Here is a 24,295-nt window from a genome sequence, read left to right as displayed (position 1 = left end):
ATGTATTCCTTCAATGGTAACAATCATGGAGATTAGTGTTTATCTGGAGATTAATGGAACGCTAAAGCAGAAGTGGGAAACCTTTACTGACCTTTCGGATGCCAAGAATCGCAAGAAAGAGGTCGAATACAAGGAATCGGTTGGAACTTTTGTAGTTCCACAGTGCAAAACCCTTAACGACTTGCTTCCTGAATATGTTGCCCTCTATGGAAAAAGTAAATGGGCACTTTCAACCTATCAGGCAAACACTGCACTGATTGCCAATTACATAGCTCCGCTCATCGGCTCGATGAAGTTGCAGGATATCTCCACTCGTGTGATCGAGGGGTATTATCAGCGGTTGCTCAAATATGAGGCTGCTGACCCTATGTGTGGGAAGCGGAAGCACCAGTTTGTTTCCCCCAGTACAGTCCGTTCGGTTCATAAGATTCTGCGGAGCGCCTTTGAGCAGGCTGTAAAATGGGAACTCATGGAAAAGAATCCCTGCATTTACGCTACCCTGCCCAAGTACACTTCCAAGAAACGTGATATTTGGACAGCCGAAACGCTGTTCCGTGCTTTGAAAGTTTGTGATGATCCGAAGCTGCGGCTGTGCATCAATCTCTCGTTCTCCTGCTCCCTGCGTTTGGGCGAACTGCTCGGCCTGACTTGGGATTGCGTGGATATCTCCCCTGAAAGCATTGATGCAGGACGCGCATCCATTTACATAAGAATACCATAAGACCCTTCCTTTTACAAGACAATGCGCATTTCCATTCGCACTGTTACATAGACCAGAGTTTTCTCGCAGAAAGCTCTGGTCTTTTTCTATTGAAAACATTAGTCCATCACACCAGTTACGGCTGTATGGACTGGTTCACGAATGCTAAACAAGCAAATATCCGTAGGGAAACGTACACTTCCCAGCTAATGAAAGGTGGGCATTTTACAATGAACCTTCCACTTTTCATTAGCTCTGCTAATTTTCTGCTAATGAAAAGCCTTTTACTCGTTTTATTTCGGGGTTTGTGTTCTTTACTCGGATTGACAGCACAACAAAAAATCCATTGATAAAACGTTACTTGTTTTACCTACTTTTGTCTAGGATTTATTGCTTCAGCCCCTACTCCTAAGCCTGAGGCCCCCGGTTCGAATCCGGGCGGGGACATCCTTTTAAGAAAATGCGAAGGTCATTTTTCCATGTGAAAGACGATCTTCGCATTTTTTATTTTGAACCAAACCCCAAAATTAGCCAGCTAATGCCATTAGCAGAATTTTCGGTTTCAGCTAATAAAATCAGGTTCCCAGCTAATTGAGGCCAAAATCGCCGTTTTCTATGCTTTATGCAACTTCACAGCATAAGAAAACCTTTTGGACATACAAAAAGCGCAGAAGGCTTCCTTTGAGAAACACCTTCTGCGCTTTTTTGTTTTACATTGCGATCCAGCCCAGAGCATTTGCCACAGAGCTGATCAGGATAATGGCCGCAAAGATGGGGCACAGATACTGGATCATGAAGTTGAAGATCTTTTTGCGGCGGAAGGGCTTGCCGCTCAGCGTCACCTCTTCTTCGATCTTCTGCACGCCGATCACGCGGGACACCAGCAGGCAGGTAGCAATGGCTGCAATGGGCATCATGACAGAGTTGGTGAGGAAATCGAAGAAATCCAGAAACTGCATTCCGAACACCGTCACGCCCGCCAGCGGGCCATAGCCCAGTGCCGAAAGGCTGCCCAGCGCCACCATGATCAGGCCGATCAGTGCCGTTGCGCGCTCGCGGCTCCAGCCCAGCTCGTCCTCAAAGGTGGAGACAGCGCTCTCGGTCAGGGCAATGGAGCTGGTCACGGCTGCAAACAGCACCAGCAAAAAGAACAGGATGCCCACCACATGGCCAAAGCCCATGCTCTCGAACACCTTGGGAATGGTAATGAACATCAGCGCCGGACCGGCCTGCAGGGTGTCCGGGTCGCCGCCGGAGAAGGAGAACACCGCCGGAATGATCATCAGGCCCGCCATGATGGCAATGGCCGTGTCAAACACTTCCACGTTCTCGGTGGATTCCTCAATGGAGACATCCTTTTTCATATAGGAGCCAAAGGTGACCAGAATGCCCATGGCAATGGACAGCGAATAGAACATCTGGCCCATGGCCGTGACCACCGTCATCCAGGAAAAGTTTGCCATGTTCGGCACCAGAAAATACTTCACGCCTGCCAACGCACCCGGGCGCGTGACCGCGTAGCCCGCAATGACCACCGAAAGCACCACCAGCACCGGCATCATCACCTTGGAAACACGCTCCACGCCGTTGCGCACACCGGCAAAGATGATGGCCAGCGTAAAGGCCGTGAAGATCAGAAAGCACACCTCTGCCGACAGTCCGCTGGAAATGAAATTGGAAAAATAACCGTCCTGCGAAAGCTCACTGCCATGGCCGCTGATATACTCCGACAGATAGCGGATGACCCAGCCGCCGATGACCGAATAGTACGGCACGATCAGAATGGGAATGACCGCATTGATCCAGCCGCCGAACCGCAGGCCGCCCTTTTTGCCAAAAGCTCCAAAGGCACCCACCGGGCTTTTGTGGGTCATGCGGCCCAGTGCCGTTTCGGCCACGATCATCGTGTAGCCAAAGGTGACGGCCAGCACGATGTACACCAGCAGAAAAATGCCGCCGCCGTATTTCGCGGCGAGGTACGGAAACCGCCAGATGTTGCCCAGACCCACCGAAGCGCCTGCGGCCGACAGCACAAAGCCGATCTTGCCGGAAAAGGCGCTGCGCTTTTGTTTTTGCGTATCCATGATTTAATTCCTCTTTTCCTATATTCCTATACACAAGTGGCCTTAGTGTACCATATCTGTCCGTCAAATACAACGGTCCCGCCTGTTTGCGTGCAAAAAAAAACAAACAGCGCCCCGCAAGGGAGCGCTGCCTGTTTTTATAAGAGGTATACGCGTTGCTCTCAGAAGATGCTGTAGCCCAGCAGCTGCGGCAGGGCGGTGGTAAGCGGGCCCCACAGGCTGATGGAGATCAAAACGATCACGTTGCAGATCACGTAGGGCGCTGCGCCCTTGAAGATCTCAATGATGGGCATACGGTTGATCTTATTGCAGGCGTTCAGGCACATGCCGACCGGCGGGGTGACCAGACCAATGGCCAGACCGGTGATCATCATGGCACCGAACTGCAGCGGCGAGAAGCCGTACTGCACCATGACCGGCAGCAGGATGGGAGTGAGCAGCAGGATGGCCGGGCTGACGTCGATGAAGGTGCCGATCATCAGGATCAGCACATCGAAGATCAGCGCAATGGCCCATGCGGGCATGTTCAGGGACATGAAGAAGGCACCCACCGTCTGCGGCACCTTCTGCATGGTCAGCACCCATGTGAAGATGGTGGTGAAGCCGATGATGAGCATGATGGAGGAAGAAGAGATCAGGGTCTTTTTCAAAGCCTCCCAGACACCCTTCCATGTCAGCTCCTTGTAGACGAAGAAGCCCACCAGCATGGAATACAGCACGGCCACACCGGCACTTTCGGATGCAGTGCACACGCCGAAGGAAACACAGATGATGATGAACAGCGGCATGATGAGGGCAGGGATGCCGGAAAGCAGGCTCTTGGCGGCGCGCTTGCCGTCAAACTTGACCTTTTCCGGATGCCAGCCCTTCTTGGCGCTGATGATGTACACCAGCACCAGCTGGGTCAGACCGATCAGGATGCCGGGCACGGCACCTGCCACGAACAGCGCACCCACCGATGCACCGGAGATCATGGAGTAAACGATCATGGGTGTGGAGGGCGGGATGATCATGCCCATGGTAGAGGATGCCACCGTGATACCGGCAGAAGCTTCCGGCGGGTAGCCTTCCTTCTCCATGGCGGGGATCAGGATGGAACCCAGAGCCGAGGTATCGGCCACAGAGGAACCGGAAATGCCGCCAAAGATCATGGAAGCCACAATGTTCACTTCGCCCAGACCGCCGCGGATGGGCCGCAGCAGTTCCATGCAGAAGTTAATAATGCGCTGGGTGATGCCGCCGGTGTTCATCAGTTCGCCAGCCAGCATGAACAGCGGCATGGCGATCATCAGCTCACTGTAGGCACCGTTCCACACGCGCTGCGGCAGCATGGTGATAAAGGTAGGTGCATAGATCAGGATGTAGGTCACGCAGGAAGCACCGATGGCGAAAGCCAGCGGGATGCCCAGCGCGGCAAAGAAGATCAGCAGCACCAGAAGGATGAGCATTGCCATAGTTGTGTATTCTCCCCTTTCCGCTTATGCGTCGTCACGGCTCAGCGCCTGATTCTTGGGCGCAAAGTAGGAAATATCGGCCTTGTACAGGGTGATGATCTTGATCACGACGCAGATGGCACAGATGATGCCGCACACCGGCATGATGCCGTACATATACATCATGGGGATCTCCATGCCCTGACTGATCTGCTTACCGGCAACTCCCACATACTTGAAGCCCTGATAGGTGAACACCAGCACCACGGCCAGCACGATGAGGTAATTGACGATAGCCAGCCAGCGCTTGCGGGCAGGCTTGACACCGTCGTAAAGGATGTCGATCATGACGTGCTCGTCCTTGATCACGTTGATGCCCATGCCCCAGAAGGTGGTAAAGGCAAACAGGGTGGTGTTGAACTCTGCCAGCTGCTTCCAGCTCAGGGAGAAGCAGTAGCGCGCAATAACGGTAAAGATCACAAGAGCCGCCAGCAGTGCCATGGCGATCACGCCGATGGTAAAATACACGTCGAACAGCTTTTTCCCGAATTTTTTAAGGTTTTCGATGGTGCTCAGCCCCTTTCGGTTATTTTACAACTTTTTCCATCGGCCTGTTACAGCAGAGGGCAGCCCGCAGGCTGCCCTCTCGCCTTTACCGTAACATGGCCGTTTTTGCCTTTGGTCGTTTCTGCTTATGCCTTTGCGACGATATCCTGCATCTCCTTGATCTCGTCGGCGGTGCAGATGCCCTCGGTGACACACTGGTCGTACACGGACTGCACAGCGGTCTGGAAGGCCTTCAGCTCATCGGCAGAGGGCTCGTAGACTTCGCAGCCGGAATCCACGATGGTCTGCTTTGCGGCGCTGGAGTTCTTGTCGATCAGCTCGTCGTTGTACTCGCCCATCTTGGTGGCGCACTCGGTAATGATATCGCGGTACTCCTCGGGCAGGCTGTTCCACCATGCTGCGTTCACATAGAAGGGGTCCGGATGGAACTGGTAGTTGACCTCGGTGAAGTACTTCTGCACTTCATAGAACTTCATGCCCTCCACGTTGACCCAGGGGTTCTCCTGACCGTCTGCAACGCCGGTCTTCAGGCCCATGTACAGGTCGGAGTACGGGATGGTGGTGGTGGTAGCACCCATTGCCTGGAAGGTCATGTCAATGGTCTTCATGCCGTTGGTGCGCATCTTCAGGCCCTTCAGGTCTGCGGGAGCCTTGATGGGGTGCTTGGAGTTGGAGAACTGGCGGTAGCCGCCTGCATCGCACAGGTTAATGATGACAGTGCCCGTCTCGCCCTCGGCCTCAGCGCACACCTTCTGTGCCAGATCGCTCTGCAACAGAGCCGTGACCTGCGCACGGGTGTTGGTCAGGAAGGGCAGGGTGAACATCAGCAGACGGGGGCTGAAGTCGAACTGACCGCCGCGCATGCCCTGCACGGTGCCGGCCACGACCTGCTCCAGCATCTCCTTCTCGGTGCCCAGCTGGCCGTTGCCGTAAACTTCGATCTTCACATGGCCGTTGGTGGCCTCTGCCACATCGGCGGCAAACTGCTCCATGGAAACAAAGCGGGGGTTGCCCTCGGGCTGTGCATGACCCACGGTCATGGTGAAGTCGCCCAGAGAAGCAAACTTGTCCTCACCGGCTGCAGCAGCGCTGGCTGCGGTGCTGGTGGATGCTGCGCCAGAAGCAGCCGGAGTGGATGCACCGGAACCGCCGCAGGCTGCCAGAGCACCTGCAGCTGCCATTGCACCAGATACCTTCAGGAAATTGCGACGAGAGATCTTTTTCATAATCTTCCTCCTTGTTTCAGGGGCACCGTTTTGCCTCATACGCCAGCAAAGTTTTTAGCGATCCCCTGTATACAGCATTTTCATTGCACGCTAATCGTAACAGAAAATTCACATCCGCACAAGAGCCAAACTTCACCAACTTCGCAAAGTTTCTTTGTGCATAACTAACAATCTTATCCGTTTCTCGTGGAAACTGTTACAATCCGATGACACAATTCCGTTCATTTTCATCTGATATATCAATTTTTTGTCAAAAATGATAAATTTCGGAGCTTTTCCTATACTTGTATACAGGCTCTTGTATACTTCATCCTCATGCGTTGACAATCTCTTTTGGGCAGGCTAAAATAGAACTATCTTATCATCAACTGTATAAATGGAGTGTGAGCACATGGCTGAACAGCTGCATCCGGAGGACATCTACCAGACGCTGGAATATGAGATCGTTACGCTGAAGATCAAGCCCGGAGAGACCATCAGCGAAAATCAGCTGTGCAAACGGTTCGGCATTTCGCGCACACCGGTGCGCACTGCTCTGCAGCGGCTGGAGCAGAATGGCTTTGTGCAGATCATTCCCTGCAAGGGCACCATCGTCACCCCCATTGATCTGGATATCGTGGATCAGATCGTGTACCAGCGCACCGCTGTGGAAAGCATGGTCCTGCGTGATTTTATCCAGGTGTGTTCCCCCAAGGAGTACATTGAGATCAAGCATAAGTATGACCTGCTGGAAGAGATGGCCCAGACCATGACCGACCCGGACAATGTGGATATCAATGCCTTCCTGACGCTGGACCTTGAAATGCACTCCATCTGGTTTTGCAGCATGAACAAGTGGTATATCTGGCAGAACCTGACAAAGCCGCAGCCGGATTATTCCCGCTTTACCCGTCTGGATGTGGTGCGGGCCAACAATGTGCCGGATGTGCTGAGCGAGCACCGGGAAATTTTGCGGGTGATCCGGGAAAAAGATCTGGATGCCATTGAACCGCTGATCCGGCAGCACCTGTACGGCGGCCTGCGCCGCATGGGCACCCAGCTGTACGCAGAAAAGTACAGATCCTATTTTACCGGCATCTGAACCAATGAAAAACAGGCGCATCCGCCAGCCCTTCGGCCTTTGGATGCGCCTGTTTCGTTTTTTGTATGATTTACTGCTTGTGGTACTTGCGGTCCTCTTCCTCGTAAACAGGGTCACAGGTCAGGTACATTCCCAGTCGGTTCAGGGTGCTGGTATCCACACCCGAGAGCAGCACGGTGGAGTGCACATCGCAGCCCTTGAGGTTGGGCAGCTGATGCATGGCCGCTGCAGCCTGCTCGTTGGAAGCAGCCGAGCTGGAAAGTGCGATCAGGATCTCGTCGGTGTGCAGGCGGGGATTCTTGCCGCCCAGATAGTTGGTCTTGAGGGTCTGGATGGGCTCAATGGAAGCCGCACTCACAAGGTCGGTCTCCTGCGGGATACCGGCCAGCACCTTGAGAGCATTCATCAGAGCAGATGCTGCTGCACCCAGCAGCGGACCGGTCTTGCCGGTAACAACGGTGCCGTCCGGCAGCTCAATGGCGGCAGCAGGGGCCCCGCCGGTGCTCTCGCTGCGGGCATGAGCCTGCTTTTCTACTTCGCGCTGGCCCACGGTCAGGTCGGCCTGATTCATCAGCAGTTCCAGCTTGTAGCGCTCGGTCTCCTTGACCGTGCCGGTGATCTTCTGCTCACACAGGCACTTGAAGTAGCGGCGCAGGATCTCCTTGCGGGAGGCTTCGCGGCAGACCGCATCGTCCACGATGCAGTTGCCTGCCATGTTCACGCCCATGTCCGTGGGGGACTTATACGGGCTTTTGCCAGCGATCAGCTCAAACATGGCGTTCACCACCGGGAAGATCTCAATATCGCGGTTGTAGTTGACGGTGGTCACGCCGTAGGCTTCCAGATGGAACGGGTCGATCATGTTCACATCGTTCAGGTCGGCTGTAGCGGCCTCATAGGCCAGATTCACCGGGTGCTTGAGGGGAATGTTCCAGATGGGGAAGGTCTCGAACTTGGCGTAACCGGCCTTCACGCCGCGCTTGTACTCATGGTACAGCTGGGAAAGGCAGGTGGCCATTTTGCCGCTTCCGGGGCCGGGGGCCGTGATGACCACCAGCGGGCGCTGGGTCTCGATGTAATCGTTCTTGCCGTAGCCCTCGTCGCTGACGATGCGGGCCACATCGTTGGGATAGCCGGGAATTTTGTAGTGGCGGAAGGTGCGGATGCCCAGACCGTTCAGCCGCTTTTCAAAGGCCTCCACCTCCGGTGCAGCGGCGTACTTGGTCACGCACACGCTGCCCACATACAGGCCTACTTCCTGGAAGGCATCGATCAGGCGCAGCACATCCAGATCGTAGGTGATGCCGTAGTCGCCGCGGATCTTGTTGCTGATGATGTCCTCGGCGCTGATAACGATGACCACCTCGGCCTGATCCTTCAGCTGCAGCAGCATCTGCAGCTTGGAATCGGGCTGGAAGCCCGGCAGTACGCGGGACGCGTGGTAATCATCGAACAGCTTGCCGCCGAATTCCAGATAGAGCTTGTTGTCAAATTTCTTGATGCGCTCGCGGATATGTTCTGACTGCATCGAGAGATATTTGTCGTTGTCAAATCCAATTTTCATCGTTCGTTTCCTTTTTCCTCTTTGCTGTGCCCGGCACACCGCACCGGAACTTTTCCATAACAGAAACAGTATACCACACTCAAAAACCGGGTGCAATCCAAAAGGGCGGCTGCAAAGCTTTTTCCAGCAAATGCGGTGTTTCGCGCCGTTCTTTGCTGCATTTTTTGTGAAAATGGTTCTTGCCGCGTTTTTGACAGCGGGTGTATCATGTTATATCTGATGGCTCATGCTTGGCAAAGTACACACCAGCGTCTACAATGAAGACAGGAAAAGGCACTGCCCGCAAACGGCAGACCTCTTACCGGCAATTAAATTTCAAAAGAAAAGTAACCGCTTGGATTGGAAGTCGTGGGCGGTTACTTTTTCTTTTTATCCTTCTGATCCTTCGCGCGATCCTGCGTAATACAACAAGCCCCCGGGTCTCCCCGGGGGCTTGCTGCGGCTTTATGAAGTATCTCGAATATGGAGAGAATGGCGTTTATTCTGCGTCGGTACGGTTTTTCTTGAGCAGGCTCAGGATCACAGCACCCAGCACGCTGCCCACAGCCAGCGCCACACAGTACAGAGCGGTATGGTCCACGACTGGGAACACGAAGATGCCGCCGTGCGGTGCACGCAGAGCGCAGCCGAAGGTCATGGAGAGCGCACCGGCCACCGCTGCACCGGCCACGCAGCTGGGCAGGACGCGCAGCGGATCTGCTGCTGCATAAGGGATCGCGCCCTCGGTAACGAAGCACAGGCCCATGACGTAGTTCACGATGCCGTTGCGGCGCTCGTCGGCAGTCCACTTCTTGGGGCAGAAGGTGGTGGACAGGGCGATGGCGATGGGAGGGACCATGCCGCCCACCATGACAGCGGCCATCACCTCATAGTTGCCGGAGGCAAGGGCTGCCGTGCCAAAGACGTAAGCTGCTTTGTTGAACGGGCCGCCCATATCAATGCTCATCATACCGGCTACGATGGCACCCAGCAGCACCTTGGAGGTGCCGCCCATGGCGTTCAGGCAATCGGTCATGGCAGTGTTGATCATGCCCATGACCGGGTTGATGCCGCACATCACCGCGCCGAGGATGAGCATACCGCCCAGCGGATAGATGAGCATGGGACGGATGCCATTCAGGCTGGCAGGCAGCTTTTCGGTGATCTTTTTCAGCAGCTCGACGATGTAGCCTGCAGCAAAACCGGCCAGCAGTGCAGCAAGGAAGCCGCCGGAAACACCGGTGGTCTCACCCGCTGCAATGCCCGCAAAGTTGGTGCCGTTCATGGCCAGCACACCGCCCACAAAACCGACCGCCAGACCCGGACGGTCCGCGATGGACATGGCGATGAAGGCAGACAGGATGGGCAGCATGTAACCGAAGGCTGCGCTGCCCACCGTCTTAAAGAAGGCAGCGACCGGGGTGTTCATGCCAAAGTTGGAGGGATCGATGGTGTAATCGTCCAGCAGGAACGCCAGTGCGATCATGATGCCGCCGCCCACCACGAAGGGCAGCATGTGGGAAACACCGTTCATCAGGTTCTTGTACAGAGTGCGGCCAAAGCTGTCCTTGCCGGAAGCATCCTCGGCGGCCTGTGCGCCGCCCTCGGCGTGGTAAACAGGCACCTCGCCGTGCACGATCTTCTTGATGAGCTCCTCCGGCTTGTGGATGCCATCGTCCACCCGGGTGAACAGCACCGGCTTGCCGTCGAAGCGGGCGGTCTCCACCTTCTTTTCTGCTGCCACGATGATGCCGTCGCAGTTTGCGATCTCTTCTCTGGTGAGGATGTTCTTTGCTCCATCCGAGCCATTGGTCTCCACCTTGGTGGGCAGACCCAGCTTGTCACCGGCCTTGGTCAGGGCTTCCGCTGCCATATAGGTGTGGGCGATGCCGTTGACGCAGGCGGTCACGGCCAGAATGCGGTAACCGCTCTGGGGGATCTCCTGCTGGGTGAAGCTCTCCGCGCCGAACTGAGCCTCCTCCTGTGCATCGATGCAGTCAAGGAACTCTGCCGGGGTCTTTGCGGCCTTCAGCTTTTCTACAAAGTCCTCGTTCATCAGCATCTGCATCATACGGGCCAGCATGTCCACATGCAGGCTGCCGTTTTCCGGAGCCGCAATGGCAAACAGCAGGTCGGTGGTACCGTCGTCCTCGGCATTGTACTGCACAGGGCTGCTCAGCCGCAGCGCCGCCAGACTGGGCCGGGTGACTACATTGGTCTTGGCATGGGGCACCGTGATGCCGTTGTCCACATAGGTGGAGCCCTCCGCCTCACGGGCATAAAGAGCCTTTTTGTAGGCATCCTTGTCCGTGATGTTGCCATGGGTGGCCTGCAGCTCCACCAGACGGCTGATGATCTGCTCCTGATCGGTCAGAGCCTCATCCAGTGCGATGGACTGTGCGGTGAATAATTCCGTAATGCGCATGATTTTTTCTCCCTTCGTTCTTATCTCTTAGCGTCCTCACCCTCTCAGGCCGCTTCGCGTCCAGCTCTCCCAAAGGGAGAGGTGGCATTGCACCAGCAATGACGGAGAGGGCGAGCCATCTATCCTTTCAGATTTCCTTCATCAGTTCGTCGATTTTTTCTTTGGTGGCAAGACCCAGACTGAACGCGGTGGCGCTGCCGCAGGCGGTGCCCAGACGCAGTGCAAAGGAATAGCTCCGGGTCTGCATCCAGCCAGCCACAAAGCCGGCCACCATGCTGTCGCCTGCGCCCACGCTGTTTACGACCTTGCCCTTGGGGCAGCCGATGCGGTGCACCTCGCCATTTTCGTCCACCAGCAGGGCACCGTCGCCCGCCATGCTTACCAACACGTTGCAAGCACCCTTTTCCTGCAGGGTGCGGGCCGCAGCAATGATCTCTTCGTCCGTAGTCAGCACCCTGCCCACGATCTCGCCCAGCTCGTGGTTATTGGGCTTGATGAGGAAGGGGTGGTACTGCAGCACGTTCACCAGCAGGTCGCGGGTAGCATCCACCACGGCACGCACGCCCCTGCCCTGCAGCTGGGACAGCAGCCGCTCGTAGGTATCCTGCGAAAGGCTTGCCGGGATGCTGCCCGCCAGAATGAGGATATCGTCCTCGTTCAGGCTGTCCAGCTTCTTTTCCAGCTCCTGCATGGCGCTCTCCGGAATGTCGGGGCCAGCCCCGTTCAGCTCGGTCTCCTGCCCTGCCTTGATCTTGACATTGATGCGGGTCATGCCCTGTTCCAGATGCACAAAATCGGTCTTTAAGCCCTGTGCAGCAAGACCGCGTTCCAGCCATGTGCCGGTCTCACCGGCCACAAAGCCCAGCGCCACGCTCTCGCAGCCCAGCTGTGCCAGCACACCGGACACATTGATGCCCTTGCCGCCCAGCACGCAGTCCTCGCCTTTGGCGCGGTTCACCTCGCCTACTTCCAGCGGTGCATCCAGACGCACCACATAGTCAATGGCTGGATTGAATGTGACTGTATAGATCATACTTCCGTCTCCTTTACCAGCGTGAATTGTTTGTATTTGGGATTGGGGCAGCGGTTGGTGAGAATGGCACCGCCCTGCAGGTCGGCAATGACAGCCGGGTAGATGCGGGCAAACTTGGCATCATCCACAAGGAACCAGGCTTCCCGTGCACGGTGCACTGCCGCTGCTTTCACGGCAGCTTCCTCGGGGTCCGGCGTGGTAAAACCGGCATCCAGCGCCACACCGTTGGCCCCCATGAACGCCTTGGTAAAATTGTAGCGCTGCAGGCTGGTGACTGTGGGTGCACCCACAATGGCTTCGGTCTCGGGCCGCAGCAGTCCTCCGGGCAGATACACCCGGCAGCCCTTTCGGGCCAGTGCTCGGGCATGGGCCACGCCGTTGGTCACATAGCTGGCCTTGAGGGCATCCCCCGTCAGTGCACGCACCAGCTCCAGCGTGGTGGAGCCTGCATCGATGAACACAAAATCATCGGCGTTGATGAGCTTTGCCGCCGCCTGCGCGATGCTGCGCTTCTGCTCCACAGCCTGCGACTCCTTGGCCTCCATGGTGGGTTCATCCGCCAGAAAACGGCTGTCCGGCAGGGTGGCACCGCCGTGCACCTTGTTCAGCTTGCCCAGCCGGTCCAGTTCGGTCAGGTCGCGCCGGATGGTGGATTCGCTGGTGTTCAGCGCCTCGCACAGTTCCTGCACCGTCACGGTGCGCTTGCGGTTCAGCTGTTCCATGATCAGGCTGAAGCGTTCTTCTGCCAGCATCGGCATCCTCTCCTTTAGCTTTATTTTCGTTTGACGGTTTGTGACCGTTTGTGCGTTTTTTTGGTTGATTGCATCTTTATTATAGCAAATACAGTGCCAAAATCAATCACTTCCAGTCAATTTCGTTCATTTTCATTCACAAAAATTTGTCTTTAAATTTGTGCAGGGAGCACAAAAGCTGGGATACAAGCATTTTGTGCAAACGAAAAAGCCGCCGTGCGTACCAATCGCACAGCGGCCGGAGAGATGGCTTATTGAGGAATCACTCGGCAGTCCAGTAGAAATCGTCGCCGGGCATTGCGCCGCCCACTGCCTTGGGGTCGGCATCAAACAGCACCTGCAGATAAGCGGATGCGTTGGTCTTGAGTTCGTCGCCGGTCAGGCAGACGATGTTGCAGTTGGGCAGGGCCTTCTTGGCAATGGCAGCCTTGGCCACAACACCCTGCTCCTCGCACAGAGCGGCAGTGCCGTCCAGATCGGTGTTGGCAGCTTCCACGCTCTTGGCGTAGTCGGTAAGGAATGCGGCCACAACATCCGGGTGTTCCTCGGCATACTCCTTGCGCACCACGGTCACGCCGGTGATGAGCTGGGTATCCGCGACCTTGTTCCATTCCTCGGTCAGGTCGAGGGCCACACGCAGGGTGTCGTCCTGCAGGCCGGCTGCAGTCACATAGGGCTGGGGCAGAACTGCAATGGCATCCTCGGTATTGGCCATCTGGGCCGTGACCTCGGTGGCCTCGCTGTAGTATTCAATGGTCACGTCCTTGTCCGGGTCGATGCCGTTGGCGTTCAGAAGATAGCGCAGCACGTACTCCGGCGTGGTGCCCTTGCCGGTGGACAGGATGGTACGGCCTGCAAGGTCTGCCATGGACTGGATCGTATCGCCGCCTTTTTCCACTACGTACAGCACGCCCAGCGTGTTGACGGCCACAGCCTGAATGCCGCCCTCCGTCTTCTGATACAGGGTGGCGGCCAGATTCGCCGGGATGGCAGCCATGTCCAGCTCGCCCTTCATCAGCAGCGGCACGATCTCATCGGCAGCGCCGTAAAGCTGCAGGTCGTAATCCATGGAAGCGGTGCCATCCTCTTCCATGCTCAGCAGGTTGACAAGGCCCATGGTGGTGGGGCCTTTCAGGCCGGCAATGCGCAGAGCATCGGTGGTGGACAGTTCCTTGGCTTCCTCACTGGAAGCGGCTTCCGAAGCAGCCTCGGAGACAGCTTCGCTGGAAGCTGCACTGGATGCAACAGAGCTGGATGCCGCACCGCCGCAGGCGGCAAGGCTCAGCGCAAGGGCCAGAGCCAGCAGCATGGATGTCAGTTTTTTCATGCGGGGTTCCCTCTTTCCTCACAAGACCGCGCCGTTTTGTGCCTGAAAATTTTGCACAGAACCATGGGTCGGTCTTTTCATATTTTTTACAAGGCAAATTTGCAAAATCATTTGCTTTGCGGGTCTAAGTTTACTATAATAGAGTCAAAAATACCGTTGCGTGTGCAACGGAATTGCAGGAGGGCTGTGGGAAGCCGGATCTTTCCCACGGAATTGTGATGAAAAACTTTCTTCCGCTGTTATGCTCCACCTCTTTATTCAATGGTCTGACCCCTGAAGAGCTGCAGACCCTGCTGGCCCAGCTGGGTTCCGTTATGCGCAGCTACGGCAAAGGCGAAGCGCTTGTTCTGGCGGGCGAACCCAACCGCAGGGTGGGCATCGTGCTGTCCGGTGAGCTGGAAGCCTACCGTCCCGGGCCGCAGGGTGCGCGCATTCCCATCACCCACATGGAACCGGGCGGCGTGTTCGGCGATGTGCTGAGCGGTTCCAGTCTGGCAAGCCCGGTCACGGTGATGGCTTCGGTGCCCTGCGAGGTGCTGCTGATTCCCTACGAGCGGCTGCTGCTTTCGGATAGCAGTCCGGCGCACCAGCAGACATTGCGCAATCTGGTGCGCACCATCAGCGATAAATATTTTTCCCTCTCCCGCCGCATCGACCTGCTGGTGCTCAAGAGCCTGCGGGCCAAAGTGTGCGCCTATCTGCTCAGTGAAGCCGAGCGGGCTGGCAGCCTGACCTTCAGCATCCCGTTCTCCCGCATCCAGCTGGCGGATTACCTGAACTGTGACCGCAGCGCCCTCAGCCGTGAGCTGAGCCAGATGCAGCGGGACGGCCTGCTGGACACCTACAAAAGCAGCTTCAAGCTGCTGGAGCCTGAGGTACTGAGGCAAATGGTGCAGTGACCATTTGAATAGCCGCCGCGTGCGCTTTGGCTGTATTCAGCTGAAATTTTATTTTTATATTTGAGTTTTAGAAAAATCTACGGATTTTCTCAAACTCTTTTTCACTGGAAGGCCGTAACCGTCAGCGGCATCCTCTTGTTATTTTTAATATAGGAGTATTTTTAAATATGTCAAAACCGATTTTATGGATCGTGATCCCCTGCTACAACGAGGAGCAGGTGCTGCCCATTACAGCGCCCATGTTTCTGGAAAAGATCAGCGGCCTTGCCGCACAGGGCCTTGTGAGCGAGAAGAGCCGGGTGCTGTTCGTGAACGACGGCTCCAAAGACAAGACATGGGAACTGATCCAGAGTTTTGCCGCACAGGACGAGCACTACATCGGCATTTCCCAGAGCCGCAACCGCGGCCACCAGAACGCCGTGCTGGCAGGCTTGATGGAAGCACTGCACAGCGGCACCTGCGATGTTACCATTTCCATCGACTGCGATGGTCAGGACGACATCAACGCCATGGACGAGATGGTTAAAAAGTATCTGGACGGTGCCGAGGTGGTCTACGGCGTGCGCAGCCGCCGCGATACAGACACCTTCTTCAAGCGCTTCACCGCCGAGGGCTTTTACCATGTGATGAACGCTCTGGGCGCAGACATCGTGTTCAACCACGCAGACTACCGCCTCATCAGCACCCGTGTGCTGGAAAGCTTTGCCGACTACAGGGAAGTGAACATTTTCCTGCGCGGCATGGTGCCGCTGGTTGGCTTCAAGAGCGAGGTAGTCACCTATGAGCGCCACGAACGCCTTGCCGGTGAGAGCCACTATCCGCTGAGCAAGATGCTGGCCCTTGCCTTTGACGGCATCACCAGTCTTTCCAACAAGCCCATCCGCCTTATTACCGGATCTGGCATCTTTGTGAGCCTGATCAGCTTTATCGGAGTCATCTGGGCCATCATCGAAGCTGCCATGGGCAGCGTGGTGGCCGGCTGGGCCTCCACTATCTGCATCGTCTGCTTTGTGGGCGGTGTGCAGCTGGTGTGCTTAGGCGTGATCGGCGAGTATATCGGCAAAATTTATATGGAGACGAAAGCCCGTCCGCGCTACATCATCAGCGAGCGCACCTGGGCACCCTACGAAAGGAAGTATCACGGATGAGCAAACAGAGCTGGCGGGGCAGCACCCTGCTGAACCCGGAACCGCCGGTACTGGTGTCCTGCGGCGGGCTGGAAAAGCCAAACCTCATCACCATCGGCTGGACGGGCACCATCTGCACCCAGCCCAGCATGGTGTCCATCAGCGTTCGGCCGGAGCGCTACAGCCACCACCTCATCAAGGAAAGCGGACAGTTTGCCATCAATCTGCCCACCGAAGCGCTGGTGCGTTCGGTGGACTGGTGCGGCGTGAAAAGCGGCCGTGATGTGGATAAATTTGCCGCTTGCGGCCTGCATTCTGCCCCCGGCAGCGTGCTGACCGACTGCCCCATTCTGGAAGAAAGCCCGGTCAATCTGGAATGCAAGGTAACTCAGGTGATCCCGCTGGGCAGCCACGACCTGTTCCTTGCCGAAGTGGCAGCCTGCGATGTGGACGAAAGCCTGCTGGATGAAAGCGGCAAGCTGTGTCTCGAAAAGGCAAAGCTCATCGTCTACAGCCACGGCGACTATCTGGCTCTGGGCAAAAAGCTGGGCACCTTTGGCTACAGCGTGCGCAAGAAAAAGCCGGTAAGGCGTAAAAAATAATTTACATTTCATCGCTTGACTTTTGCCCAAAACTGCATATACTAAAGATAGGCAATGAGATGAAGGCCTGCTCCGTGGTTACCACGAAAAAACCAAAAGCCCCCCGGTACTGATACTACCGGGGGGCTTCTTGGGTTAGTGCTTACTGCCCTTGAAGAACAGGCTGTCAAGCCACTTGCACAGATAGTAGGCAACTACCTCTGCTCCGACAGTCTGTATAAATGAGATGAAGGCTTCCATTGGTTACCACCTCCTTTCCGCGGTTAGGGGAATGGAGAAGGGCCGCAGGAACAGTATAACATAAAAACCGGTATCGCGCAATTTTGACGCAATACCGGTTTTTGTGCATTTATTCGTGCTTTACGCGCTGGATCTCGCCCAGATCGTAGGGGGTGTTCTGGTAGACGTAGTAGTTCAGCCAGTTCTCATACAGCAAATGGGCGTGGGCTCGCCAGCGGAACAGCGGCGGCTTTGTGGGATCATCGTCTGGGTAGTAATTCACCGGCACATGGATGGGCAGGCCCTTGTCCACATCGCGGCGGTACTCTGAATCCAGCGTGTATTTGTCATATTCCGGGTGGCCGGTGACAAAGATCTGCCGTCCGTTCTCGGTGCTCATAAGGAAGGGCCCGGCAGCATCGCTCTCGGCAAGGATGCGCAAAGCCTTACAGTTGTCCACATCCTCGCGGCTGATGCCGGTGTGGCGGCTGTGGGGCGCATAGAACACCTCGTCAAAGCCGCGCACCAAAGGGTTCGACGGGCGGGTGACCCGGTGCTCGAACACGCCGAACATCTTTTCCGGCAGCAGCTGCTTGTGCACGCCGTAGTGGTAGTACAGGCCCGCCTGTGCGCCCCAGCACACATGCAGGGTGGAGTAGACGTTCGTCTCGCTGAAGTCCATGATCTCGCACAGCTCCGGCCAGTAATCCACCTGCTCAAAGTCCATGGTCTCCACCGGTGCGCCGGTGATGATCATGCCGTCGTAGCGGTTGTTCTTCACCTCGTTGAAGTTCTTATAGAACGATTCGAGGTGTGCTGCCGAAACGTGGGTCGCCGCATGGCTGGCCGTCTGCAGCAGGGTCATGTGCACCTGCAGCGGGGTATTTGCCAGCAGACGGGCGATCTGGGTCTCAGTGGTGATCTTGGTGGGCATCAGGTTCAGGATCAGGATCTCCAGCGGGCGGATGTGCTGGGCAAGAGCGCGCTCACGATGCATGACGAAGATATTCTCGTTGTAGAGGGCATCGTAAGCAGGCAAGGTCTTGGGGATGATCAGCGGCATAGTTCGTACTCCTAACGATTTAGAATAGCCTCCGCTGACGCTCTGGCTATCTTCAGCGGAATTTATTTTTTATATTTTGCGTTTGTCGCGCCCTGCGGGGCGCTCCAAACGCGTTTTTACGAGAAGGGCCGGAACCGATAGATGCTGCTGAACTCACCTTTTAGATCTTATCCAGTGCCTGTGCAATATCTGCGATGAGGTCTTCGCTGCTTTCCAGACCGCAGCTCATGCGCACCAGCTCTGCGGGCACACCAGCGGCTTTCAGCTGCTCATCGTTCATCTGGCGGTGGGTGCTGGATGCAGGGTTCAGGCAACAGGTGCGGGCATCGGCCACATGGGTCTCGATGGCTGCCAGCTTCAGGTTCTTCATAAAGATGCTTGCAGCCTCACGGCCGCCGGCCAGACCAAAGCTGACCACGCCGCAGCTGCCGTTCGGCAAGTATTTTTCAGCCAGTGCATGGTACGGGCTGGACTCCAGGCCGCAGTAGTTCACGTAGGCCACCTTGGGATGGCTTTCAAGGAACTCTGCCACGGCCATGCCATTGGCGCAGTGGCGCTGCATCCGGACATGCAGGCTTTCCAGACCGAGGTTCAGCATGTAGGCGTTCATGGGCGACTGCATGGAGCCAAAGTCACGCATCAGCTGCGCGGTAGCCTTGGTGATAAAGGCACCCTCTTTGCCGAAACGCTCGGCGTAGGTGATGCCGTGGTAGCTGTCGTCCGGGGTGCACAGGCCGGGGAACTTCTCGGCATGGGCCATCCAGTCGAACTTGCCGCCGTCCACGATGGCACCGCCCAGCACCGCGCCATGACCGTCCATGTACTTGGTGGTGGAGTGGGTCACGATATCCGCGCCCCACTCAAAGGGGCGGCAGTTGACCGGCGTGGGGAAGGTGTTGTCCACGATCAGCGGCACACCGTGGGCGTGAGCAGCCTTGGCAAACTTCTCAATGTCCAGCACGGTCAGGGCCGGGTTTGCGATGGTCTCACCGAACACCACCTTGGTGTTGGGCCGGAATGCGGCGTTCAGCTCTTCCTCGGTGCACAGCGGGTCCACAAAGGTGGCTTCAATGCCCATCTTCTTCATGGTGACGGAGATCAGGTTGAAGGTGCCGCCGTAGATGGTACTGGATGCCACGATGTGGTCGCCTGCTTCGCAGAGGTTGAACAGGGCAAAGAAGTTTGCAGCCTGACCGCTGCTGGTCAGCATTGCGGCCGTGCCGCCTTCCAGCTCACAGATCTTCTTAGCCACAAGGTCGCAGGTGGGGTTCTGCAGACGGGAATAGAAGTAGCCGTCAGCTTCCAGATCGAACAGCTTGCCCATGTCTTCGCTGGTGGCATACTTGAAGGTGGTGGACTGAACAATGGGGATCTGGCGGGGTTCGCCGTTGCCGGGGGTGTAACCGCCCTGCACACAGATGGTATCACGATTCATACTACATACTCCTTTACTGGGTTTGTCCATATAGCACAATTCCCCGCAGGAGTGCAGCGGCCTCCGGCGGGGAATTGAAACGTTAAATTTTAGTTCCCGTCCGGGGGCGAAATGAGGAGAGAACTCCTTCCGTCAAAGCCTTTCGGCTTTGCCACTTCCCTCAAAGAGGGAGGCTTTGGCAATACCGGAAAGTTTTCCTCTTCGCCAGAGGCTCCCTCTCCGAGGGAGCTGGCGCACGAAGTGCGACTGAAGGAGTTACTTCCGCAGCCGCTTATCGCTTCTGGTGGCCCAAGCAGTGCCCAAAGTCTGGAACACCTGAACCATCAGCACCAGCAAAATGACACACACGATCATGATATCGGTCTGGTAGCGGTAATAGCCGTAGGACAAAGCGATCTTGCCCAGACCGCCGCCGCCAATGACACCGGACATGGCCGAGTAGCCCAGAATGGTGGTCAGTGCGGTGGTCATGCTGGAGATCAGGCCGGGCAGGCATTCCGGGATCATCACCTTGGTAATGATCTGGAACGGCGTTGCGCCCATGCTCTGGGCCGCTTCCACCACGCCCTCGTCCAGCTCGCGCAGGCTGGTCTCCACCAGACGTGCCACGAACGGGAAGGCTGCCACCACCAGCGGAACGATGGTGGCTTTGGTACCCACCGTGGTGCCCACGATGGCACGGGTAAGCGGGAATACACAGATCATCAGGATCAGGAACGGAACACTGCGCAGGATGTTGATAACGATGTTGAGAATGTGCATCAGCCAGCCGGGCAGCGGCAGAATGCCGTCCTTATCACCGGCCACCAGCAGCACACCCAGCGGCAGGCCCAGCACCAGCGCAAACGCGGTGGAAAGGACCGTCACGTAAAAAGTCTCCCAGATGGCAAAGCCGTAATCTGCAATACTCATTCACCGGTCACCTCCTCTACCGTAATGCCGGGCTGGGCGCGCATATAGGCCGCAGCCTGCTTTGCCTGCTCCACATCAGTGGGCAGCTTGAGCAGCATGGAGCCGTAGCACTGGCCGCTCAGATCACGGGTGTCGGCGCTGAGCACCGACACCAGAATGCCTTTTTCTGCGGCAAGGCTTGCCACCAGCGGCTTTGCCGTGGACGAACCGTTGAAGGTGACGCGCACCACATGGTCGTCCGGGGCAAAGCTGGACAGGTCCCGCGCAGCGCTGCCGCCGTTGGGTGCCACCAGACGCTTTGCTGCGGGCGTTTTCGGGTTCGAGAAGATCTCCTGTACGGAGCCTTCCTCCACCACAACGCCGCCGTCCAGAATGGCAACGTGATCGCAGATCTCTTCCACAACGCTCATCTGATGGGTGATGACCACCACCGTGATGCCCAGCTTCTTGTTGATGTCCTTGATCAGGGTCAGGATAGCATGGGTGGTGTTGGGGTCCAGTGCGCTGGTGGCTTCATCGCAGAGCAGAACTTTGGGGTCCGTTGCCAGTGCGCGGGCAATGGCAATGCGCTGCTTCTGGCCGCCGGACAGCTGTGCCGGGTAGGCGTTGGCCTTATCGGGCAGGCCCACCACTTCCAGCAGCTCTCTGGCACGCTTTTCGGCCTCCGCCTTTTTCACACCGGCCAGCTCCATGGGGAAGCAGATGTTCTTCAGACAGCTGCGCTGCATCAGCAGATTGAACTGCTGGAAGATCATGGTGATATCGCGGCGGCGCTCACGCAGCTGGGCTGCGTTTAAAGTCTCCATAGCGGTGCCGTCGATCACAACGCTGCCCTCGGTGGGGCGTTCCAGCAGGTTGATGCAGCGCACCAGCGTGGATTTGCCCGCACCGGACATGCCGATGATGCCATAAATGGAACCATCCGGGATGGTGAGGTTGATGTCCTTCAGCGCATTCACCGCGCCGTCCTTCATCTGGAAGGTCTTGGAAAGATGTTTGATCTCGATCACAGAAATTGCTCCTTGCTGTTGAATAAACTCCTTCAGTCAAACCCTTGCGGGTTTTCCAGCTCCCTTATGGAGGGAGCCTGAAACAGAACGGTCAGGCAAAGGCCCCCTCCCCGAGGGGGCTGTCACCGCAAGGTGACTGGGGGAGTCTGCTTAGCCTTCGATCGGTGCCAGACTGTCCTGCTTGCCGCCGTAGATGCCCATAGGCTCCACGTGGATGCCGGCAACCGTCACCAGATGGGTGCCGTGCTCTGCATTGAAGTCGTCCAGATACGGCTGATGCTGGAAATAGTTGGTATCGCACTGGCCGTCCTCAACGATGTTGTTGGGAATGATGTAGTCGTCGTACTCCTGAATATCCAGCGTGATGCCCTTTTCGGCCAGAATGTCCTTGCAGATCTCCAGAACCTCGCAGTGAGGAGCCGGAGTAGCAGCGCAGCTGACGGTCTCGCCGTTCAGTGCATCGTAGTCGATGGAGGAGTCATAGCCGTCGGTGGGGTTTTCCACAACGGACACCACAGCGCCCTTGTAGTTTTCATCCATGAACTCCTTCACCTTCTGGCTCTGCAGAGCAGCGGCCAGAGCCTTGATCTTCGGCTCTTCCTGATTGCCGTCCTTGCAGACCAGAATATTGACGTAAGCAGAGGTGCCGTCCTCCATTGCCAGAGCATCGGTCATGGGGTCCAGACCAGCGGAGATGGCGTAGTTGGAGTTGATGACGGCGTAGTCCTCGTCCTGCAGGACGTTGGGCACCTGAGCAGCCTCGACCTCATCGACGGAAACATTCAGAGGGTTCTCCTCGATGTCCTTTGCGGTTGCGGTCAGGCCTGCATCAGCCTTCAGCTTAAAGAAGCCGTTCTTCTCCAGCAGGGTCAGGGCGCGTGCTTCGTTGGTGGTGTCGTTGGGCACAGCCACCTTCACCTTGTCCAGCTTAGCCACAGCAGAAGAAGCTGCGGAAGAAGCAGTGCCGGAAGCAGCAGACGATGCGGTGGAAGAAGAACCGCCGCATGCGGTCAGGGCAGCTGCAGCAGCTGCAGCTCCGGTAACTTTCAGAAAATCACGACGAGTAATCATAGTTTTGTTCCCTCTCTATTTGCTTATTACAATGTACAGCGGCCCGCACGGCACAGTTCCGTGCTAAGGGCCTTTGACGGATGCATGAAAAAAACTCCCGTCCTTGACCTTGAGCCAACGCTCAGACAAGGACGGGAGCATAACATACTTCCGTGGTACCACCTTGGTTTACCGCACCCTTGCGGGCACAGCCTCAATGCTGCGGCAGCTTTGCTGCTTACAGCCGGACGCTGTAACGGGCGCATCCCGTTGCAAACTTAGCGCTCATGCACCTCGCCTGCACAGCTCCGAGACCATTTTCAGCTTCCTGTTTCCTGCCCTTTTCCATCGCCCGGGCTTTCTGGTAAGAATCAATGCGAAGGCCTACTCTTCTCTTCACAGCCATTTTTGTGATATTGCATTTATAATAATCCAATCGACCGGATTTGTCAACACCTACAACGAAGTTTTTTAGTAGGAAATTGCGTTTTTTTATCTTGTGCGCCAGCCGCGGACATGGTAGAATAAGACAGCATTATTTATAAAGGAGGTGCGGCAATGAACAGCCGCGAGGTTTTCCCGGATGAAGAGCTGCGCCACCGCATCATGGATTTTATCATGGCGGCGGGCCAGACATTGCTGGAAAACGGTGCCGAGGTGTTCCGGGTGGAGCAGACCATGGAGATCATGGCCCGGTCATTCCACCTGCGGGAGTTCCATGTTTACGTGCTGACCAACGGCATCTTTGCCAGTGCGGGCACCGCCGAGATCAGCGAGGTGCGCAATGTGCCTACCCGCACCACTCATCTGGGCCGGGTGGCGGCAGTGAACGCCCTCTCCCGCGAGATTGCAGAGGGCAGCATGTCGCTGGACGAAGCCGAGAGCCGTCTGGTGCTGGCGCGGCGCATCCCTTTTCCCAAGAACTGGGTGCAGCTGGTCAGCGGCATGTGCGGTGCATTCTGCTTTGCGCTGATTTTCGGCGGCACACTGCGCAGTGCACTGGCGGCGGCACTGGCAGGCTTTCTTGCCAGCGGCTATTTGCTGCTGTGTGAGCAGCACGAGCTGCCCGGCGGCTTTTGCAAGATCAGCTGTGCTGCGCTTATCACGCTGGTGTGCATTCTGGCCTGCCGAGTGCTGGGCACACCGGCCAGTCATTCTATTATTGGTTCGCTGATGATCCTGACCCCCGGCATCGCCTTTACCATGGGCATCCGCGACTTTGTGCACGGAGATTACCTCTCTGGCACCATCCGCATGATCGATGCGCTGCTCATTGCAGCCAGCATTGCCATTGGCACCGGCCTTGTGCTGAGCCTTTATACATTCTTTACGGGGGTGGTCGTGGCATGATGTTGACCAGTACACAAATTGGGGAGCTGGCCGCGCAGTTCTTTATTGCCGGCGCAGGCACCCTGAGTTTTGCCGTTCTGTTCGGCTGTCCGCGCAAAAGCCTGCCCTTCTGCGGGCTGGTGGGTGCCGTGGGCTGGTTCGTCTACGAGCTGGCCGTGATGCTGGGGGCAGACAGTGCCGCAGCCTCCCTGCTGGCGGTGATCCCGCTGACCATCCTCACCCGGGTGTTTGCCATCGTGCTCAAAATGCCGGTAACAGTGTTCCTGCTGTCCGGCATCTTCCCGCTGGTGCCCGGCGCGGGCATCTACTACACCGCCTACTATTTCATACAGAGCAACAATGCGCTGGCCCTCTCCAACGGCATCAGTACCTTTAAAGTAGCCGTTGCGCTGGCCATCGGCATCACACTGGTGCTCAGCGTTCCCATTCCCAAGCGGCACCGGAAACATTAAAAATC

General features: G+C 56.6%; 21 protein-coding genes. 7 read left to right on the top strand and 14 right to left on the bottom strand.

Annotation, left to right across the window (positions count from 1 at the left end; genetic code table 11):
- The coding region (locus DW937_RS11240) for a phage integrase SAM-like domain-containing protein (RefSeq protein ID WP_243111471.1) at positions 1–721 on the top strand (721 nt) is incomplete at its 5' end.
- A gap of 689 nt (positions 722–1,410) precedes the next feature.
- On the opposite strand, the gene DW937_RS11235 is transcribed toward DW937_RS11240, so the two are convergent.
- The 4 genes from DW937_RS11235 to DW937_RS11220 all read right to left on the bottom strand — a co-directional run bounded on the left by DW937_RS11235 (position 1,411) and on the right by DW937_RS11220 (position 6,010).
- The gene (locus DW937_RS11235) at positions 1,411–2,784 is read right to left on the bottom strand and encodes a sodium-dependent transporter (protein ID WP_120120959.1); all 1,374 of its coding nucleotides are present in this window, start codon (positions 2,782–2,784) and stop codon (positions 1,411–1,413) included.
- 161 nt (positions 2,785–2,945) lie between these two features.
- Positions 2,946–4,238 carry a TRAP transporter large permease gene (locus DW937_RS11230; protein WP_097780898.1) on the bottom strand — a complete coding sequence of 431 codons (1,293 nt, stop codon included), beginning with the start codon at positions 4,236–4,238 and terminating at the stop codon, positions 2,946–2,948.
- Between the two features lie 24 nt (positions 4,239–4,262).
- Positions 4,263–4,745 carry a TRAP transporter small permease subunit gene (locus DW937_RS11225; protein ID WP_243089099.1) on the bottom strand — a complete coding sequence of 161 codons (483 nt, stop codon included), beginning with the start codon at positions 4,743–4,745 and terminating at the stop codon, positions 4,263–4,265.
- Positions 4,746–4,909: 164 nt separating this feature from the next.
- The gene (locus DW937_RS11220; protein ID WP_097776663.1) at positions 4,910–6,010 is read right to left on the bottom strand and encodes a TRAP transporter substrate-binding protein; all 1,101 of its coding nucleotides are present in this window, start codon (positions 6,008–6,010) and stop codon (positions 4,910–4,912) included.
- Positions 6,011–6,401: 391 nt separating this feature from the next.
- Between DW937_RS11220 and DW937_RS11215 the strand changes: the two genes are divergently transcribed.
- Entirely contained in the window at positions 6,402–7,091 is a 690-nt protein-coding gene (locus DW937_RS11215) for a GntR family transcriptional regulator (protein WP_097776664.1), read from the top strand.
- 70 nt (positions 7,092–7,161) lie between these two features.
- Here the strand turns inward: DW937_RS11215 and DW937_RS11210 are convergent, their stop codons facing one another.
- The 5 genes from DW937_RS11210 to DW937_RS11190 all read right to left on the bottom strand — a co-directional run bounded on the left by DW937_RS11210 (position 7,162) and on the right by DW937_RS11190 (position 14,171).
- Positions 7,162–8,655 carry a DUF1846 domain-containing protein gene (locus tag DW937_RS11210; protein ID WP_097776665.1) on the bottom strand — a complete coding sequence of 498 codons (1,494 nt, stop codon included), beginning with the start codon at positions 8,653–8,655 and terminating at the stop codon, positions 7,162–7,164.
- 478 nt (positions 8,656–9,133) lie between these two features.
- Positions 9,134–11,059, bottom strand: a complete 1,926-nt coding sequence (locus tag DW937_RS11205) for a fructose-specific PTS transporter subunit EIIC (RefSeq protein ID WP_120120958.1) — start codon at positions 11,057–11,059, stop codon at positions 9,134–9,136.
- A 127-nt stretch (positions 11,060–11,186) separates the two neighbouring features.
- Positions 11,187–12,092 (bottom strand): 1-phosphofructokinase, encoded by a 906-nt coding sequence (gene pfkB, locus DW937_RS11200; protein WP_120120957.1) that lies wholly within the window; start codon positions 12,090–12,092, stop codon positions 11,187–11,189.
- Complete coding sequence (locus DW937_RS11195; protein WP_120120956.1) at positions 12,089–12,844, bottom strand: DeoR/GlpR family DNA-binding transcription regulator; 756 nt, start codon at positions 12,842–12,844, stop codon at positions 12,089–12,091. Before DW937_RS11195 ends, pfkB begins: the two co-directional genes overlap by 4 nt.
- 262 nt (positions 12,845–13,106) lie before the next feature.
- On the bottom strand, positions 13,107–14,171 hold the full coding sequence (locus DW937_RS11190) for an MqnA/MqnD/SBP family protein (RefSeq protein ID WP_097776668.1): 1,065 nt from the start codon (positions 14,169–14,171) through the stop codon (positions 13,107–13,109).
- Positions 14,172–14,389: 218 nt separating this feature from the next.
- On the opposite strand from DW937_RS11190, the gene DW937_RS11185 reads away from it, so the two are divergent.
- The 3 genes from DW937_RS11185 (at position 14,390) to DW937_RS11175 (ending at position 16,799) form a co-directional block, all read left to right on the top strand.
- Positions 14,390–15,070 (top strand): Crp/Fnr family transcriptional regulator, encoded by a 681-nt coding sequence (locus tag DW937_RS11185; RefSeq protein WP_120120961.1) that lies wholly within the window; start codon positions 14,390–14,392, stop codon positions 15,068–15,070.
- Positions 15,071–15,237: 167 nt separating this feature from the next.
- The gene (locus tag DW937_RS11180) at positions 15,238–16,218 is read left to right on the top strand and encodes a glycosyltransferase family 2 protein (protein WP_097780904.1); all 981 of its coding nucleotides are present in this window, start codon (positions 15,238–15,240) and stop codon (positions 16,216–16,218) included.
- Entirely contained in the window at positions 16,215–16,799 is a 585-nt protein-coding gene (locus tag DW937_RS11175) for a flavin reductase family protein (RefSeq protein WP_120120955.1), read from the top strand. The genes DW937_RS11180 and DW937_RS11175 overlap by 4 nt, the downstream gene beginning before the upstream one ends.
- A gap of 349 nt (positions 16,800–17,148) precedes the next feature.
- On the opposite strand, the gene metA is transcribed toward DW937_RS11175, so the two are convergent.
- From metA to DW937_RS11150, 5 genes are all read right to left on the bottom strand, one after another.
- Complete coding sequence (gene metA / locus DW937_RS11170) at positions 17,149–18,081, bottom strand: homoserine O-succinyltransferase (protein ID WP_005946493.1); 933 nt, start codon at positions 18,079–18,081, stop codon at positions 17,149–17,151.
- 160 nt (positions 18,082–18,241) lie between these two features.
- A complete protein-coding gene (locus DW937_RS11165; protein ID WP_120020987.1) occupies positions 18,242–19,516 on the bottom strand; it encodes an O-acetylhomoserine aminocarboxypropyltransferase/cysteine synthase family protein in 1,275 nt (424 codons plus the stop codon).
- 255 nt (positions 19,517–19,771) lie between these two features.
- On the bottom strand, positions 19,772–20,428 hold the full coding sequence (locus tag DW937_RS11160) for a methionine ABC transporter permease (protein ID WP_097773982.1): 657 nt from the start codon (positions 20,426–20,428) through the stop codon (positions 19,772–19,774).
- On the bottom strand, positions 20,425–21,438 hold the full coding sequence (locus DW937_RS11155; RefSeq protein ID WP_120120954.1) for an ATP-binding cassette domain-containing protein: 1,014 nt from the start codon (positions 21,436–21,438) through the stop codon (positions 20,425–20,427). The genes DW937_RS11160 and DW937_RS11155 overlap by 4 nt, the downstream gene beginning before the upstream one ends.
- A 150-nt stretch (positions 21,439–21,588) precedes the next feature.
- Positions 21,589–22,509 (bottom strand): MetQ/NlpA family ABC transporter substrate-binding protein, encoded by a 921-nt coding sequence (locus DW937_RS11150; protein ID WP_097776673.1) that lies wholly within the window; start codon positions 22,507–22,509, stop codon positions 21,589–21,591.
- 537 nt (positions 22,510–23,046) lie between these two features.
- Between DW937_RS11150 and DW937_RS11145 the strand changes: the two genes are divergently transcribed.
- Positions 23,047–23,838 carry a threonine/serine exporter family protein gene (locus DW937_RS11145; protein WP_120120953.1) on the top strand — a complete coding sequence of 264 codons (792 nt, stop codon included), beginning with the start codon at positions 23,047–23,049 and terminating at the stop codon, positions 23,836–23,838.
- Positions 23,835–24,290, top strand: coding sequence for a threonine/serine exporter family protein (locus DW937_RS11140; RefSeq protein ID WP_120120952.1), 456 nt, complete (start codon positions 23,835–23,837; stop codon positions 24,288–24,290). Before DW937_RS11145 ends, DW937_RS11140 begins: the two co-directional genes overlap by 4 nt.
- The last annotated feature ends 5 nt before the right edge of the window (positions 24,291–24,295 follow it).

The sequence above is a fragment of the Faecalibacterium sp. AM43-5AT genome (genome assembly GCF_003603345.1).
In the GTDB taxonomy this organism is placed as follows: domain Bacteria; phylum Bacillota; class Clostridia; order Oscillospirales; family Ruminococcaceae; genus Faecalibacterium; species Faecalibacterium taiwanense.
The sequence above is the reverse complement of the archived record's forward strand: the minus strand, read 5'-3'. Positions and strand labels throughout refer to the sequence as shown.

What these genes read in the sequence shown, in the direction of transcription:
- DW937_RS11165 (WP_120020987.1), bottom strand. Translation starts at nt 19,516, where the DNA reads ATGAATCGTGATACCATCTGTGTGCAGGGCGGTTACACCCCCGGCAAC.
- DW937_RS11160 (WP_097773982.1), bottom strand. Translation starts at nt 20,428, where the DNA reads ATGAGTATTGCAGATTACGGCTTTGCCATCTGGGAGACTTTTTACGTG.
- DW937_RS11180 (WP_097780904.1), top strand. Translation starts at nt 15,238, where the DNA reads ATGTCAAAACCGATTTTATGGATCGTGATCCCCTGCTACAACGAGGAG.
- DW937_RS11220 (WP_097776663.1), bottom strand. Translation starts at nt 6,010, where the DNA reads ATGAAAAAGATCTCTCGTCGCAATTTCCTGAAGGTATCTGGTGCAATG.
- DW937_RS11215 (WP_097776664.1), top strand. Translation starts at nt 6,402, where the DNA reads ATGGCTGAACAGCTGCATCCGGAGGACATCTACCAGACGCTGGAATAT.
- DW937_RS11235 (WP_120120959.1), bottom strand. Translation starts at nt 2,784, where the DNA reads ATGGATACGCAAAAACAAAAGCGCAGCGCCTTTTCCGGCAAGATCGGC.
- DW937_RS11205 (WP_120120958.1), bottom strand. Translation starts at nt 11,059, where the DNA reads ATGCGCATTACGGAATTATTCACCGCACAGTCCATCGCACTGGATGAG.
- DW937_RS11230 (WP_097780898.1), bottom strand. Translation starts at nt 4,238, where the DNA reads ATGGCAATGCTCATCCTTCTGGTGCTGCTGATCTTCTTTGCCGCGCTG.
- DW937_RS11140 (WP_120120952.1), top strand. Translation starts at nt 23,835, where the DNA reads ATGATGTTGACCAGTACACAAATTGGGGAGCTGGCCGCGCAGTTCTTT.
- DW937_RS11185 (WP_120120961.1), top strand. Translation starts at nt 14,390, where the DNA reads ATGAAAAACTTTCTTCCGCTGTTATGCTCCACCTCTTTATTCAATGGT.
- DW937_RS11175 (WP_120120955.1), top strand. Translation starts at nt 16,215, where the DNA reads ATGAGCAAACAGAGCTGGCGGGGCAGCACCCTGCTGAACCCGGAACCG.
- pfkB (WP_120120957.1), bottom strand. Translation starts at nt 12,092, where the DNA reads ATGATCTATACAGTCACATTCAATCCAGCCATTGACTATGTGGTGCGT.
- DW937_RS11190 (WP_097776668.1), bottom strand. Translation starts at nt 14,171, where the DNA reads ATGAAAAAACTGACATCCATGCTGCTGGCTCTGGCCCTTGCGCTGAGC.
- DW937_RS11210 (WP_097776665.1), bottom strand. Translation starts at nt 8,655, where the DNA reads ATGAAAATTGGATTTGACAACGACAAATATCTCTCGATGCAGTCAGAA.
- DW937_RS11195 (WP_120120956.1), bottom strand. Translation starts at nt 12,844, where the DNA reads ATGCTGGCAGAAGAACGCTTCAGCCTGATCATGGAACAGCTGAACCGC.
- DW937_RS11150 (WP_097776673.1), bottom strand. Translation starts at nt 22,509, where the DNA reads ATGATTACTCGTCGTGATTTTCTGAAAGTTACCGGAGCTGCAGCTGCT.
- metA (WP_005946493.1), bottom strand. Translation starts at nt 18,081, where the DNA reads ATGCCGCTGATCATCCCCAAGACCTTGCCTGCTTACGATGCCCTCTAC.
- DW937_RS11145 (WP_120120953.1), top strand. Translation starts at nt 23,047, where the DNA reads ATGAACAGCCGCGAGGTTTTCCCGGATGAAGAGCTGCGCCACCGCATC.